Origin of the sequence: Streptomyces sp. SBT349 (assembly GCF_001083795.1) — a bacterium.
GTDB lineage: Bacteria > Actinomycetota > Actinomycetes > Streptomycetales > Streptomycetaceae > Streptomyces.
This window is the reverse complement of sequence record NZ_LAVK01000185.1, coordinates 1-14898: the sequence shown is the minus strand read 5'-3', so window position 1 is coordinate 14898 and position 14898 is coordinate 1. Positions and strand designations below refer to the sequence as shown.

12 protein-coding genes and 1 tRNA gene are annotated in these 14898 nt (G+C 70.5%); 8 read left to right on the top strand and 5 right to left on the bottom strand.

The window, feature by feature from the left end; translation table 11 throughout:
- The first annotated feature begins 902 nt into the window (after nucleotides 1-902).
- The 8 genes from dnaN (at nucleotide 903) to ADY01_RS21630 (ending at nucleotide 10554) form a co-directional block, all read left to right on the top strand.
- Nucleotides 903-2033: a DNA polymerase III subunit beta gene (gene dnaN / locus ADY01_RS21665; RefSeq protein WP_049576231.1), complete on the top strand. Its 1131-nt coding sequence runs from the start codon at nucleotides 903-905 to the stop codon at nucleotides 2031-2033.
- A gap of 89 nt (nucleotides 2034-2122) precedes the next feature.
- The gene (gene gnd, locus ADY01_RS21660; protein WP_049576229.1) at nucleotides 2123-3001 is read left to right on the top strand and encodes a phosphogluconate dehydrogenase (NAD(+)-dependent, decarboxylating); all 879 of its coding nucleotides are present in this window, start codon (nucleotides 2123-2125) and stop codon (nucleotides 2999-3001) included.
- A gap of 32 nt (nucleotides 3002-3033) precedes the next feature.
- Nucleotides 3034-4188 carry a DNA replication/repair protein RecF gene (gene recF / locus ADY01_RS21655; RefSeq protein WP_049576226.1) on the top strand — a complete coding sequence of 385 codons (1155 nt, stop codon included), beginning with the start codon at nucleotides 3034-3036 and terminating at the stop codon, nucleotides 4186-4188.
- Nucleotides 4181-4735 carry a DUF721 domain-containing protein gene (locus tag ADY01_RS21650; protein ID WP_049576224.1) on the top strand — a complete coding sequence of 185 codons (555 nt, stop codon included), beginning with the start codon at nucleotides 4181-4183 and terminating at the stop codon, nucleotides 4733-4735. The genes recF and ADY01_RS21650 overlap by 8 nt, the downstream gene beginning before the upstream one ends.
- Nucleotides 4736-5008: 273 nt before the next feature.
- Nucleotides 5009-7066, top strand: coding sequence for a DNA topoisomerase (ATP-hydrolyzing) subunit B (gyrB, locus tag ADY01_RS21645; RefSeq protein ID WP_049576221.1), 2058 nt, complete (start codon nucleotides 5009-5011; stop codon nucleotides 7064-7066).
- 58 nt (nucleotides 7067-7124) lie between these two features.
- On the top strand, nucleotides 7125-9695 hold the full coding sequence (gyrA, locus tag ADY01_RS21640; RefSeq protein WP_049576218.1) for a DNA gyrase subunit A: 2571 nt from the start codon (nucleotides 7125-7127) through the stop codon (nucleotides 9693-9695).
- Nucleotides 9696-9698: 3 nt separating this feature from the next.
- Nucleotides 9699-10430 (top strand): DUF3566 domain-containing protein, encoded by a 732-nt coding sequence (locus ADY01_RS21635; RefSeq protein ID WP_107081784.1) that lies wholly within the window; start codon nucleotides 9699-9701, stop codon nucleotides 10428-10430.
- A 47-nt stretch (nucleotides 10431-10477) separates the two neighbouring features.
- Nucleotides 10478-10554, top strand: a tRNA-Ile gene (locus tag ADY01_RS21630).
- A 55-nt stretch (nucleotides 10555-10609) separates the two neighbouring features.
- Here the strand turns inward: ADY01_RS21630 and ADY01_RS21625 are convergent.
- The 5 genes from ADY01_RS21625 to ADY01_RS21605 all read right to left on the bottom strand — a co-directional run.
- Nucleotides 10610-11767 carry a tyrosine-type recombinase/integrase gene (locus ADY01_RS21625; RefSeq protein WP_049576213.1) on the bottom strand — a complete coding sequence of 386 codons (1158 nt, stop codon included), beginning with the start codon at nucleotides 11765-11767 and terminating at the stop codon, nucleotides 10610-10612.
- Entirely contained in the window at nucleotides 11768-11971 is a 204-nt protein-coding gene (locus tag ADY01_RS21620; RefSeq protein ID WP_049576210.1) for a helix-turn-helix domain-containing protein, read from the bottom strand. It lies immediately after the preceding gene.
- A gap of 206 nt (nucleotides 11972-12177) precedes the next feature.
- Nucleotides 12178-13479 (bottom strand): DUF3631 domain-containing protein, encoded by a 1302-nt coding sequence (locus ADY01_RS21615; protein WP_078900486.1) that lies wholly within the window; start codon nucleotides 13477-13479, stop codon nucleotides 12178-12180.
- Nucleotides 13476-14399 carry a bifunctional DNA primase/polymerase gene (locus tag ADY01_RS21610; RefSeq protein ID WP_049576207.1) on the bottom strand — a complete coding sequence of 308 codons (924 nt, stop codon included), beginning with the start codon at nucleotides 14397-14399 and terminating at the stop codon, nucleotides 13476-13478. Before ADY01_RS21610 ends, ADY01_RS21615 begins: the two co-directional genes overlap by 4 nt.
- Nucleotides 14400-14477: 78 nt before the next feature.
- On the bottom strand, nucleotides 14478-14898 hold a 421-nt coding region (locus ADY01_RS21605), incomplete at its 5' end, for a hypothetical protein (protein WP_049576203.1).

Genomic DNA, 14898 nt, shown 5'->3' with positions numbered 1-14898 from the left:
GGAAGACCCGCGCGCTGATGGCGGAGCGCCCCTCCACCACCACCCAGGCCCCCGACCCCACCACCCCCATAAAGACCGCCCGCCCCCCCCCCCGCCCCCCCCCCCCCCCCCCCCCCCCCCCCGCCCGCCACGACGGCGGACGAGCCCCCAGCGCCCCCGAGGACACCTCGGGGGCGCTGTTCGATTACCCGCCGGACACCGGGCGTTCTCCACAGATCGGCGGGGTTTCGGGCGTCCACACCCTGTGGGAAGCGGAAGTTGTCCAGAATCGTGTCCACAGGCTCCGGCCGAAAAGCGGGAATCCGCAGGTCAACCGCCTGTGGATTTGTGGAGGGGCGTAGTCCACAGACTGTGGACGCCCGCCGGGCGCCCGAGGGCCCCGGGGAGGTTGTCCACCGGCCGCCCACAGGCAGAGGCGGGTTGTGCACAGGCAATCCACAGGGTTGTCCACTGTTCGGCAACGCAACGCGCCAGCTCACCGGGACGAGTGAATCAGGTCACAGTGGCGTGCTCGTGAGCCTGTTGAGAACCCCTCGGAAACTGGGGACGGAGCTGGGGAGAACCGGGGGGTGTCTGGGGATGGCCTGTGCACAACTTTCGGCTGTCCACAGGACCCCCCCGTTCCTCCACCGGTCCACCCACAGGGCCTGTGTATAAAAAACGGGGGTTGACCTGGGCAAACGAGCTTATCCACCGTTTCCACAGGCCCTACTACTACGACTACAGATATAAGCCGTGAGACTCGGTTCGAAGTGGGGGCTGTGCACAACTCGGCCCTCGGCGGTCTACCCGCTCCGCGTCGATTTGACTCACCGAAGCCCCTAGTGTCAGTGCGGTGCGTCAGACTGGTGGCTCGTAAGAGGCCATCAGCGAGCGGCCAGCGACAGCGGGAGGCGGCTGAAGTGAAGATCCGGGTGGAACGCGATGTGCTCGCCGAGGCGGTGGCATGGGCCGCCCGCAGCCTGCCGGCCCGGCCGCCGGTGCCGGTTCTCGCCGGACTGCTGCTGAAGGCCGAGGAGGGCACGCTCAGCCTCTCCGGCTTCGACTACGAGGTCTCGGCGCGGGTCTCGGTCGAGGTCGACGTCGAGGAGGGCGGCACGGTCCTGGTCTCCGGGCGCCTGCTCGCCGACATCTGCCGCTCCCTGCCCAACCGCCCGGTGGAGATCTCCACCGACGGCGTGCGGGTGACCGTGCTCTGCGGCACCTCCCGGTTCACGCTGCACACGCTGCCCGTCGAGGAGTACCCGGCGCTGCCGCAGATGCCGACCGCGACCGGCACGGTCTCGGCCGAGGTGTTCGCCGCCGCCGTCGCGCAGGTGGCCATCGCGGCGGGCCGCGACGACACGCTCCCGGTGCTGACCGGCGTGCGGATCGAGATCGAGGGCGACCTGGTGACGCTGGCCTCCACGGACCGGTACCGGTTCGCGGTGCGGGAGTTCCTGTGGAAGCCGGAGACCGCCGACCTCTCCTCGGTGGCGCTGGTGCCCGCCAAGACGCTGCTCGACACGGCGAAGTCGCTCAGCGGCGGCGACACGGTCTCGCTGGCGCTCTCGGGGGCCGGCGCGGGCGAGGGCCTGATCGGCTTCGAGGGCGCGGGCCGCAGGACCACGACGCGGCTTCTGGAGGGCGACCTGCCGAAGTACCGGACGCTGTTCCCCACCGAGTTCAACTCGGTGGCCGTGATCGAGACCGCGCCGTTCGTCGAGGCGGTCAAGCGGGTGGCCCTCGTCGCCGAGCGGAACACGCCGGTCAGGCTGAGCTTCGAGCAGGGCGTGCTGATCCTGGAGGCGGGGTCGAGCGACGACGCACAGGCTGTGGAGAGGGTGGACGCGCAGCTGGAGGGCGACGACATCTCGATCGCCTTCAACCCCGGCTTCCTGCTGGAGGGCCTGAGCGCGATCGACTCCCCGGTGGCGCAGCTGTCGTTCACGACGTCGACCAAGCCCGCGCTGCTCAGCGGCAGGCCCGCGGTCGACGCGGAGGCGGACGAGGCCTACAAGTACCTGATCATGCCGGTGCGGCTGAGCGGCTGAGGCCGCGCCTCCGTCTCAGGGCCGACGGGATGGGCCGGGAGGGGGTCGATAGGCTCGGCTTCAGGTCGTTTCGTCACGAAGGAGTCCCCATGGAGCTCGGTCTCGTCGGTCTCGGCAGGATGGGCGGGAACATGCGCGAGCGCATCCGCCGCTCCGGCCACACCGTCGTGGGATACGCGCCCGACACCCCGGGCGCGGATGTCCACAGCCTGAAGGACCTGGTGGACGCGCTCGCCGCGCCCCGGGTGGTCTGGCTGATGGTCCCGGCCGGGCGCGTCACGCAGTCGGTCGTGGACGAGCTGGCGGAGATGCTCTCGCCGGGCGACATCGTCGTCGACGGGGGGAACTCCCGCTGGACGGACGACGCGAAGCACGCGGAGCAGCTGTCCCGGCGGGGGATCGGGTTCGTGGACTGCGGCGTCTCCGGTGGCGTCTGGGGCCTGGAGAACGGCTACGCGCTGATGTACGGCGGCGAGGCGGAGTACGTCGCCACGGTCCAGCCGATCTTCGACGCGCTCAAGCCGGAGGGCGAGTTCGGCGCGGTGCACGCGGGCAAGGTCGGCGCCGGGCACTTCGCGAAGATGGTCCACAACGGCATCGAGTACGCGATGATGCAGGCCTTCGCCGAGGGCTGGGAGCTGCTGGAGGCGGCCGACGAGGTCACCGACGTCCGCGAGGTCTTCCGCTCCTGGCAGGAGGGCACGGTCATCCGTTCCTGGCTGCTCGACCTGGCGGTCAGGGCGCTGGACGACGACGAGCACCTGGACCAGCTCCGGGGGTACGCGGCGGACTCGGGCGAGGGCCGCTGGACGGTGGAGGCGGCGATCGACAACGCGGTGCCGCTGCCCGCGATCACGGCGTCGCTGTTCGCCAGGTTCGGCTCGCGGCAGGAGGACTCCCCGCAGATGAAGATGGTCGCCGCCCTGCGGAACCAGTTCGGCGGCCACGCGGTCGAGGGCCCCAAGTAGGCTCCGCGCGATTCCGGGGGAGGTTGGCTCCGTTGCACGTCACACACCTGTCGCTGGCCGACTTCCGGTCGTACGCCGGCGCCGAGGTGGAGCTCGATCCCGGGGTCTCCTCGTTCATCGGGCCCAATGGCCAGGGCAAGACGAACCTGGTCGAGGCGATCGGCTATCTGGCGACGCTGAGCAGTCACCGGGTCTCCTCGGACACGCCGCTGGTGCGGATGGGCGCCGAGCGCGCGGTGATCAGGGCGGCGGTGACCGAGGGGGAACGCGAGCAGCTGGTCGAGCTGGAGCTGAACCCGGGCCGGGCCAACCGCGCCCGGCTGAACAGGTCCACCCAGGTGCGGCCGCGCGACCTGCTGGGCGTGGTGCGGACCGTGCTGTTCGCGCCGGAGGACCTGCACCTGGTGAAGGGCGACCCGGGCGAGCGCCGCCGGTTCCTCGACGACCTGGTGACGGCGCGGGCGCCGCGCCTGGCCGGGGTGCGGGCGGACTACGAGCGGGTGCTCAAGCAGCGGAACACCCTGCTGAAGTCGGCGGCGATGGCGCGCAGGCACGGCGGGCGCGGCGTCGACCTGTCCACGCTCGACGTGTGGGACCAGCACCTGGCGCGTTCCGGCGCGGAGCTGCTGGCGCGGCGGTTGGCGCTGGTCGCCGCGCTGCGTCCGCTGGCCGACAAGGCGTACGAGCGGCTGGCTCCGGGCGGCGGGCCCGTGGGGCTGGAGTACCGGGGGTCCGCGGAGCGCGCGAACGAGGAGGCGGCCGGGGCGGGGAGCGACGTGACCGCCTCCCGCGACGAGCTGTACGAGGTGCTGCTCGCGGCGCTCGCGACGGCGCGGGCGCAGGAGATCGAGCGGGGCGTGACGCTGGTCGGGCCGCACCGGGACGATCTCGTGCTGCGGCTCGGTGAGTTGCCCGCGAAGGGCTATGCGAGCCACGGCGAGGCGTGGTCGCTCTCGCTGGCGCTCCGGCTGGCCTCCTACGACCTGCTCAAGGAGGAGGGCCCCGAGCCGGTGCTGGTGCTGGACGACGTGTTCGCCGAGCTGGACGCGCGCCGGCGTGAACGGCTCGCGGAGCTGGTGGCCGGGGGCGAGCAGGTGCTGGTGACGGCGGCGGTGGAGCAGGACGTCCCGGGCGTGCTGTCGGGGACGCGGTTCGCGGTGGCCGAGGGGAGGGTCACCCGTGAGTGAGCGGCCGGTCACGGAATCGGCGGGAGAGCCGGGCGCCCCGTCGGGCGGGGAGCCGTCGGGCGTCGATCTCGCCCGGGTCGCGCTGCGGGCGGCCAAGGAGCAGGCGCGGGCCCGCGGGGCGATGGCCCAGCAGCGGCGCCAGGCGCGCCGCGGCGGGCTGCGCTCCGGCGCGCGCCCGGGCGGGCGCGATCCGCTGCCGCTGGGCGCCGCCGTCGAGCGCCTGACGCTGGAGCGCGGCTGGGAGATGCCGCTCGCGGTGGGCGGGGTACTGGGCCGGTGGCCCGAGTTGGTGGGGCCCGAGGTGGCGCAGCACTGCGCGCCCGAGGCGTACGACGAGGACGCGCGCGTGCTGACCGTGCGCTGTGACTCGACGGCGTGGGCGACCCAGTTGAGGCTGCTGGCGCCGCAGCTGCTGCGCCGGCTGAACGGGGATCTGGGCCGGGACACCGTGCGTTCGCTGCGGGTGCGGGGCCCGGACGCCCCCGTGCGCGGGGCGGGAAGGCTGCGGGCGCCGGGCAGCCGGGGCCCCGGTGACACCTACGGGTGAGGGCGGCCCTCTCCGCTGGGGCGGGGGGTGCGGGAGTGATGCCGGTCACGTCCGGAGAGGTTGACAGGCGGAAGCGCTGAGCGCCGTTGTGAGCGGATCAGGGACCCGGTCCGTATATGGGGAGTCACCGGACGGCAGTTCAGGGCGGCACATGCGGACTGAGACCCCGGCAAACCGCCATTACGGTCGGCGCTAGCGGTAGACTGGAGGAACCCGCCCCGTTGCGGACCATGTCGAACGACACAGCCGCTCCGGCCTCGCCGGAGCCGGCTCGTGCTGTGCCAGAAAGGGCGCTTCGTGGCCGATTCCGGCGATGCCAACAACAACATCCCCACCCCTGCCGCGCCCGCGGACGGGATTCCCTCGTACGACGCCAGCGCGATCACGGTGCTGGAGGGGCTCGACGCGGTCCGTAAGCGTCCGGGCATGTACATCGGATCCACGGGCGAACGTGGCCTGCATCACCTGGTCACCGAGGTCGTGGACAACTCGGTGGACGAGGCGCTGGCCGGGCACGCCGACAGCATCGAGGTGACGCTGCTGGCCGACGGCGGGGTCCGGGTGGTGGACAACGGCCGCGGTATCCCCGTGGGCATGGTCGAGTCGGAGGGGAAGCCGGCGGTCGAGGTCGTGCTCACGGTGCTGCACGCGGGCGGCAAGTTCGGCGGCGGCGGGTACGCGGTCTCCGGCGGTCTGCACGGCGTGGGCGTCTCCGTGGTGAACGCGCTGTCGCGCAGGGTGGCCGTCGAGGTCCGCACCGACGGGTACCGCTGGACGCAGCAGTACGCGCTGGGCGTTCCGACGGCGCCGCTCGCGCGGAACGAGGAGACGGCCGAGACCGGCACGTCGGTCACGTTCTGGGCAGACCCCGACATCTTCGAGACCACCGACTACTCCTTCGAGACGCTGTCCCGGCGCTTCCAGGAGATGGCGTTCCTCAACCGCGGCCTGACGATCTCCCTCACGGACGAGCGGGAGGCGGCGAAGCAGACCTCGGGCGCCGACACGGGGGCGGGCGACGGCGATCACCAGCCGCGTTCCGTAAAATACCACTACGAAGGCGGCATCTCGGACTTCGTGCGCCACCTGAACTCCCGCAAGGGAGAGCTGGTGCACCCCTCGGTGATCGGGATCGAGGCGGAGGACACCGAGCGCCGGATCTCCGTCGAGATCGCCATGCAGTGGAACAACCAGTACAGCGAGGGCGTCTACAGCTTCGCCAACACGATCCACACGCACGAGGGCGGCACCCACGAAGAGGGCTTCAGGGCCGCGATGACGCAGCTGGTCAACAAGTACGCCCGCGAGAAGAAGATGCTGCGCGAGAAGGACGACAACCTCGCGGGCGAGGACATCCGCGAGGGTCTGACGGCGATCATCTCCGTGAAGCTGGGCGAGCCGCAGTTCGAGGGCCAGACGAAGACCAAGCTCGGCAACACCGAGGCGAAGACGTTCGTCCAGAAGATCGTCTACGAGCACTTCACCGACTGGCTCGACCGCAATCCGGCCGAGGCGTCCGACATCATCCGCAAGGGCATCCAGGCCGCCACCGCCCGCGTCGCCGCCCGCAAGGCCCGCGACCTCACCCGCCGCAAGGGCCTGCTGGAGACGGCGTCGCTGCCGGGCAAGCTCAGCGACTGCCAGTCCAACGACGCGGCCCAGTGCGAGATCTTCATCGTCGAGGGCGACTCGGCCGGCGGCAGCGCCAAGTCCGGCCGCGACCCGCAGTACCAGGCCATCCTGCCGATCCGCGGCAAGATCCTGAACGTCGAGAAGGCCCGCATCGACAAGGTGCTCCAGAACACCGAGGTCCAGGCGCTGATCTCGGCGTTCGGCACCGGCATCCACGAGGACTTCGACATCTCGCGGCTCCGCTACCACAAGATCATCTTGATGGCGGACGCCGATGTCGACGGACAGCACATCAACACCCTGCTGCTGACCCTGCTCTTCCGCTTCATGCGCCCGCTGGTCGAGGCCGGGCACGTGTACCTCTCGCAGCCCCCGCTCTACAAGATCAAGTGGGGCCGCGACGAGTTCGAGTACGCGTACTCCGACCGCGAGCGGGACAGCCTGATCCGCCTCGGCCGCGAGCGCGGCAAGCGGATCAGGGAGGACTCGATCCAGCGCTTCAAGGGCCTGGGCGAGATGAACGCCGAGGAGCTCCGGGTGACCACCATGGACCGCGCGCACCGCGTGCTGCGCCTGGTCACGCTGGACGACGCCGCCGCGGCCGACGACCTCTTCTCCATCCTGATGGGCGAAGACGTCGAGGCGAGGCGGTCGTTCATCCAGCGCAACGCCAAGGACGTCCGGTTCCTGGACATCTGAAGGCCGGCCGGCCCCCCGGTCACCCCCACAGCGGCTCGAAAGGAATCGGACGAACGTCATGGCCGACGACAACTCCACCCTCCCCGGCGGGGAGGACTCCCTGCTGAACTCGTCGGGCGCCCTGCGCATCGAGCCGGTGACGCTCGAAACCGAGATGCAGCGCTCCTATCTCGACTACGCGATGAGCGTCATCGTCTCGCGCGCCCTGCCCGACGTGCGCGACGGCCTCAAGCCCGTGCACCGCCGCGTGCTCTACGCGATGTACGACGGCGGCTACCGGCCGGAGCGCGGGTACTACAAGTGCGCCCGCGTCGTCGGCGACGTGATGGGGACGTACCACCCGCACGGCGACACCTCGATCTACGACGCGCTGGTCCGCCTGGCGCAGCCGTGGGCGATGCGGATGCCGCTGGTGGACTCCAACGGCAACTTCGGCTCCCCGGGCAACGACCCGGCCGCGGCCATGCGGTACACCGAGTGCAAGATGGCGCCGCTGGCCATGGAGATGCTCCGGGACATCGACGAGGAGACCGTCGACTTCCAGGACAACTACGACGGCCGCAACCAGGAGCCGACGGTCCTGCCCGCCCGCTTCCCGAACCTGCTGATCAACGGATCGGCCGGCATCGCCGTCGGCATGGCCACCAACATCCCGCCGCACAACCTGCGCGAGGTCGCGGCCGGCGCGCAGTGGTTCCTGGAGCACCCGGAGGCCACCGCCGACGAGCTGCTCGACGCGCTGATCGAGCGGATCAAGGGCCCCGACTTCCCGACCGGCGCGCTGATCGTCGGCCGCAGCGGCATCGAGGAGGCGTACCGCACCGGGCGCGGCTCCATCACCATGCGCGCGGTGATCGAGGTGGAGGAGATCCAGGGCCGCCAGTGCCTGGTGGTCACCGAGCTGCCCTACCAGGTCAACCCGGACAACCTCGCGCAGAAGATCGCCGAGCTGGTCAAGGACGGCCGGGTCAACGGCATCGCCGACGTCCGCGACGAGACGTCCTCGCGCACCGGGCAGCGCCTGGTCATCGTCCTCAAGCGGGACGCGGTCGCCAAGGTCGTCCTGAACAACCTGTACAAGCACACCGACCTCCAGACGAACTTCGGCGCCAACATGCTGGCGCTGGTCGACGGGGTGCCGCGCACGCTCTCGCTGGACGCGTTCATCCGCAACTGGGTGGCGCACCAGATCGACGTCGTCGTCCGCCGCACCCGCTACCGGCTGCGGAAGGCGGAGGAGCGCGCGCACATCCTGCGCGGCCTGCTCGCCGCGCTGGACGCGATCGACGAGGTCATCGCGCTCATCCGGCGCAGCGCCACGGTGGATGTGGCCCGCGAGGGGCTGGTCCGGCTGCTGTCGATCGACGAGATCCAGGCCAACGCGATCCTGGAGATGCAGCTGCGGCGGCTGGCCGCCCTGGAGCGGCAGAAGATCACCTCCGAGCACGACGAGCTCCAGACGAAGATCCAGGAGTACAACGCGATCCTCGCCTCGCCCGAGCGGCAGCGCGCCATCATCGGCGAGGAGCTGACGGCGATCGTCGACAAGTTCGCGAACGACCGGCGCACCGCGCTGATCCCGTTCGAGGGCGACATGTCCATCGAGGACCTGATCGCCGAGGAGGACATCGTCGTCACCATCTCCAGGGGCGGTTATGTCAAGCGCACCAAGACGGACGACTACCGGGCCCAGAAGCGCGGCGGCAAGGGGGTGCGGGGGACCAAGCTGAAGGAGGACGACATCGTCGACCACTTCTTCGTCTCCACCACCCACCACTGGCTGCTGTTCTTCACCAACAAGGGCCGCGTCTACCGGGCCAAGGCGTACGAGCTGCCGGACGCGGGCCGGGACGCGCGCGGTCAGCACGTGGCGAACCTGCTGGCGTTCCAGCCGGACGAGCGGATCGCGGAGATCCTGGCCATCAGGGACTACGAGGCGGCGCCGTACCTGGTGCTGGCGACGAAGTCGGGCCTGGTGAAGAAGACCATGCTCAAGGACTACGACTCGCCGCGCTCCGGCGGGGTCATCGCGATCAACCTGCGCCAGACCGATCAGGGCGCCGATGACGAGCTGATCGGCGCCGAGCTGGTGTCGGCCGCCGACGACCTGCTGCTGATCAGCAAAAAGGCGCAGTCGATCCGTTTCACCGCGACCGACGACGCGCTGCGGCCGATGGGCCGGGCGACGTCGGGGGTGAAGGGGATGAGCTTCCGCGAGGGCGACGAACTCCTGTCGATGAACGTGGTGCGCGCCGGGACGTATGTGTTTACCGCCACAGATGGCGGGTACGCCAAGCGGACGCCTGTGGACGAATACCGCGTCCAGGGGCGTGGCGGCCTGGGAATCAAGGCGGCGAAGATCGTCGAGGACCGCGGCTCCCTGGTGGGCGCGCTCGTCGTCGAGGACACTGATGAGATCCTGGCCATCACGCTCGGCGGTGGGGTGATCCGCACGCGGGTCAACGAGGTCAGGGAGACGGGCCGTGACACCATGGGCGTCCAGTTGATCAACTTGGGGAAGCGGGACGCCGTGGTCGGCATCGCCCGCAACGCCGAGGCCGGCCGCGAGGCCGAGGAAGTCGAGGCCGAGTCCGCCGACGAGGCGGTGGCCCCGGGCGATGAGGAGTAGGGCGTGGACGGATCCAGGGGTGCACCCGGGGACGGTCCGGGGAACGATGCGCAGCCGCCCGGCCGTTCATCCTCGGGCCCGCCCGGCGCGGGCACCCCTGGCTCCAGCCCCGCGGGCACCGGCCCCCGGGGGGATTCTCCGCAGGACCCGACGCGTGGGGGGACCACGATGACCAGTGCCAGACCCGTCGACCCGTACGGTCAGGACGCGCAGCACTACCACCCCCCGCAGGCCTACCCGTCCCCGCCCGGGGCCCCGCCGTCCGCGGGGCAGCAGCATCCCCCGCAGCAGCACGGGCCCGCGCAGGGCCCCGCGACGCAGGGGGGCGTGCGCCGTCCGCGCACGGGGGCGAAGACCATCCCGCGCACGCGCAAGGCGCGGCTGCGGGTGTCGAAGGCCGACCCGTGGTCGGTGATGAAGGTCAGCTTCCTGCTCTCCATCGCCCTGGGCATCTGCACGATCATCGCGGTGGCCGTGCTGTGGATGGTCATGGACGCGATGGGTGTCTTCTCCACCATCGGCGAGACGATCACCGAGGCGACCGAGACGGACTCCGAGAGTGGTTTCGACCTTGAGGCGTTTTTGTCGCTGCCGCGCGTGCTGATCTTCACCTCGGTGATCGCGCTGATCGATGTCGTCCTGGCCACGGCGCTCGCGACGCTGGGCGCGTTCATGTACAACCTGTCGGCGGGGTTCGTCGGTGGCATCGAGGTGACGCTGGCGGAGGACGAATAGCGATTTGGGCGCCGGGGCGCCCATGCGCTAGCCTTTCCGTGCACAGCGGGGCTATAGCTCAGATGGTTAGAGCGCATCCCTGATAAGGATGAGGCCACAGGTTCAAGTCCTGTTAGCCCCACCAGCCAAAACGCCCCCGGTCAGCGGTGACCAGGGGCGTTTGACATCTACGGCTGACATCAGCCGCTCGTATTCGCTCCTTTCAGGAGGTTGGCGAGCAGGGCGGCGGCGGCCCGCTGGTCGTCATCCACAACGTGTGTGTAGATGTCCATCGTCATGCTGATCTGGCTGTGCCGGAGGATCGCCTGCGCCGACTTCGGGTGCACCTTCAAGAAGGCAAGCAGCGTTCCGCAGGTGTGCCGGGCCAGCCGGACCGTGATCCGTCGCACCGGCGCGGCGGACACCAGCGTCTCGAACGTTCGGGAGAAGCCCCGCGGCTCGATCGGCCCGCCGTGCCGCTCGGTGAACACCAGCTCCTCCCCCGGCTCCTGATGCCAGTGCGATCCAGCCGCTTCCCGCTCCCGCTCCTGGATCAGCTTCCGCTCGCGCAGGGCCTCGGCGCAGAAGGCGGGGAGGGGAAGCGCCGCCTGAGAGGAGTCGGTCTTGAGTTTTTTCAGGACCAGCTTCCCCTTCTCCCGCTGCACCTGCCGGACCGGGGTGAACTGCTCGTTCTCGAAGTCGATGTCCTGCCAGCGGAGTCCGAGCAGTTCCCCGCGCCGCAGGCCCAGCGTCAGCAGCAGAACGAGGGCGGCGTAGAGCCGGTGCTGCCGGGCGGTACCCAGGAAGGTGATCGCCTCCTTCGCGGTCCAGGGCTTCCGCTCCTGCGGGTCCGTCCGGGGCATGTCCACCAGCTCCGCGACGTTCCGCGTCACCAGCTCCTCGCGGCGGGCCCGGTTGAGCGCGTTCCGCAGGACGCGGAGCGACTCGGCCCGCGTAGGCGCCGGCACCTTGGCCTTCTCCATCGCGGCCAGCGCCGTCCGTACCTGGGTCGGTGTGAGGCGGACAAGTGACTTCTTCCCCAGGTGAGGGCTCAGGTAGAGCCGCACCTTCCCTTCGTACTTGGCGTAGGTGTTGTACTCGGTGCTCGGCGCCACGATCTCCCTGAGCCAGTAGGTCAGCCACTCACCGACCTTCCAAGCCCGGGACGGCACCGGCACGCCGTTCCGCTCCTGCTCCTGAAGCTTGGCCAGCTTCTCGGCCACCTCGTCATAGCTGTGGCCGTACCGGTACTTCCGAACCCGGCGCCCGTCGGTGTCCGTCACGTAGGCGGCGCCTTGATACCGGCCGTCCGAGCGCTTGGTGATGGTGCCCCCACCGTTGGGGCGGCGCTTGGCCATTCAGTCGTTCTCCTCGATCTGCCTGCGGATGAAGGCGCGGATGGACTCGGCGGTGACGCGGCGGGCGCGGCCGATGGTGAAGCTTTCGAGCTGGTTCGAGCGGATGAGGTCGTAGAACTTCCCGCGCTTGATGCGGAGGGCGGCCATGGCCTCGGGAACGGTCAGAACCTCGATCGGGCCGGGCGCGCTGCTCGGGGACTGCATGTTGATCCCTTCGGGGCAAGCAGTGGGGTCCCTGTCAGAGCCGCTACATCCGCTACATCCGCTACAGCGCAGGTCAGCGACCTGTTTGCTGTAGCGGATGAGCGGGATGTAGCGGATAAGTTCCGCTACAGGGGCGTTGAAGCTGTAGCGGATGGCGCGGCTGTAGCGGATGTGTAGCGGGAGGGGCACCGCCCATCCGCTACGCCTTATGCACTGGTCAGAAGCGGTTCTGCGTCCGCTGTAGCGGATGTAGCGGATTCCTCAGGGGGAGGGGGGCAGTACCGCGTCCACGCGTCGTCCAGGTCGGTCGCGTGGAGCCCCTTGATCACCCCTGCACCAGTCCTGATGTTCCGTGCAGCGATGGGCTTGTTGGAGGCGGTGACGTATTCCTTGAGCAGCCGGGACAGACGTCGAGCGGTGAGCGGCTGGCCGTCGAGGTCTCCCCAGGGCGAGTCCTCCAGCGCGTTGAGGCGTTCGAGGATGACGGCGGTAGGCATACGGTCGGCGCCGCAGAACACCTGGTCGCGCAGGTCGGTCAGCAGCCTGACTCCGAGCGAGGTGCGGTCGTCGTCCGCCACGGCGTTGACCAGTTCGACGCATGCGGCGCGGGCCCGCTCGGGCCAGTCCCCGCCGGCCGCGTCCGCGACGGCAAGCAGCGGTTCCCAGACGTCGGCGGGCCGGTCGGTGATGCCTTCGGGCATCTCGGGGAAGACGCCTTCCACCTGCTCGTGGACGCTTCTTGCCCATGCGGCGAGCTGGTCGCGCAGGGCGTTGCCCTGCGGCTCGTGGCTCCGTGCTCGGTACGGGTCCACGGGTTCGGTGCGGGCGCGGCGGCGCATCCGGATGACGACGGAGCGCGCCATGATGGTGTCGGGCAGGCTGCCGAGTCCGGCCAGGGCGACGGCGCAGTAGCTCGGGAAGGCCACGACGCTTTGCGTGCCTCCGTCGCCGACGCACCGGTAGGACACGCCGGACCTGCGGTGGCCTGCGTTGATCAGGCCGCGCAGGTCCTCGTTGTCCTTGGCCTTGGGGCCGAAAACGGTGTCGATCTCATCGAAGAGAATGACCGGCCGTCCGGCTTGGTCGCCGACGGCCCGGAACAGCGCGGCCGGGCTGGCGTTGACGGCGTGCATCGGGCGGGGGACCAGGGTGCTGGAGATCTCCAGCGCTCTCGTCTTGCCGCTGCCGGGCTCAGGGCTGAGGAACGCCAGGCGCGGAGTGGAGTCGAAGCAGTCGAGCAGGTGGGTGTGCGCGTCCCAAAGGACGACGGCGACGTAGGCCGCTTCGCTGGGGAAGGCGTTGAACCTGCGGTGGAAGGCTTCCACCGCGTCGAGCAGGGCGGCGCCGTCCTCAGGGTGTGGGTCAGGGCGAACAGCAGAGGGGACGCCCTGTCGGGCGGCGTCCTTCGAGTCGCCCTCGGCCGCCGGGTGCGGGGGCGCGTCGGCGGTCTGCGGGGCCGTGGCGTTGGCCGGTTGGCCTTCCAGGCGGTGAGGGAGTTGGGGGTTCATGCGGTCTCCCGGGGCCGGGCGGTGCGGATGGAGCTGTCCAGGGCGCTGCGGATGGTGGTGCGGCACTCGGCCGCGGTGAGTCCCCGCGATTCCCCAGCCGCTTGGAAGGCCACCTCGACCTGGTGGCGGGGGAGGTCGCCCCACGCGACGAAGCGCCCCACCTTGAAGGCGCAGCGGTTGAGCAGGGTGTTGCGCTGCTTGTCCGGCGCGGTGGCCACCGTTGCGCACTCGCGTTCCAGCGCTGCGAGGGCCGCGCGGCTGCCGTCCACGGCGGGGAGCTTCAGCAGGGCGGTGGGGCGGGGCTGGTCGGGTTGCAGCAGTGCCAGCAGCCACGTGGGCAGCGGGACGGCTGGTGTGTCGTCCAGCGTCTCGTAGCGTCCGGCGGCGGTGAGGCTGCCGGGGGCGACGACGTAGCCGCCCCCGGCCCGGGTGTCGATCAACGGCCCCAACTTTCCGGCGGAGTTGCGCAGCCGGGCCCCGTGCGGGGCGGTGAAGTACAGGTGGATGCCGCCGCTCGCGGTCCGGACCCGGTGGGTGGCCGGGACGGGCTGTGCGGCGCGCTCGCAGAGCGCCTTGAAGGTCGTCTCGCCGTCAGGCGAGTCCTTCTTGTCCTTGTCCTTGTCCTTGTCCTTGGGCTTGTCGAGGTCGATGACGAGGAGGGCGGCGGGGCCGGTGGCGATGCCGACGTTGTAGGGGCGGCCGTTCCAGCTCTGCCAGCAGGCGCGGATCAGGCCGGGATCGGTGGTGGCGCGCTGCTCGGGGGTGAGGTGGCCGTTCTCGCATCGGCCGGTGCGCGGGCAGCGGTGTTCGGCGTGCCCGGCGGGGCGCTTGTCCCCGGGCCGGAGGGGGAAGACGGGCCAGCCTCGGGCGGCGGCGGCCAGTGCGGCGGCCAGCAGCGCCAGGGTGGGTGGATGGGTCATAGTGGTGGGTGTCCTGTCTCTCGTAGGGAGCGGACGGGGGCGGTGGGGTTGTCCTTGGCGTGGAGTCCCACCGCCCTGTCAGCGGTGGTTGATGGTTCCGTTGGCTTTGCCGAACATCCCGCTGGCGGTGATGTTCTGGGTGATGTGGGTGGTGGGCTGCTCGGTCTCGCTCGGGGAGGGGTTGGGGCGTCGGCGTAGGGCTGCGGTGAGGAACCAGGCGGCGCCGACGATGGATCCGGCGATGATGGCGAGGGCCTGGGCGGCGTCCATGAGTCCCCCGGAGGATGCGGCGACGAGCTCGGAGCCGTAGCCGATGCCGGCGGTGGCCGCGCCGACACCGACACCGCCCGCTCCGGCGACCAGGGCGGTGCTCTTGGCGCGGCCGGACACGTGGGTGTCGGTGTGTGCCGGTCGAGGAGGCGTGTTCGGCGGCGCATGCGGGGTGGGGGTCTGCTGCTGGATGAGAGCGGCGAGGACGGCGAGTTGCTGGGGGGTGAGG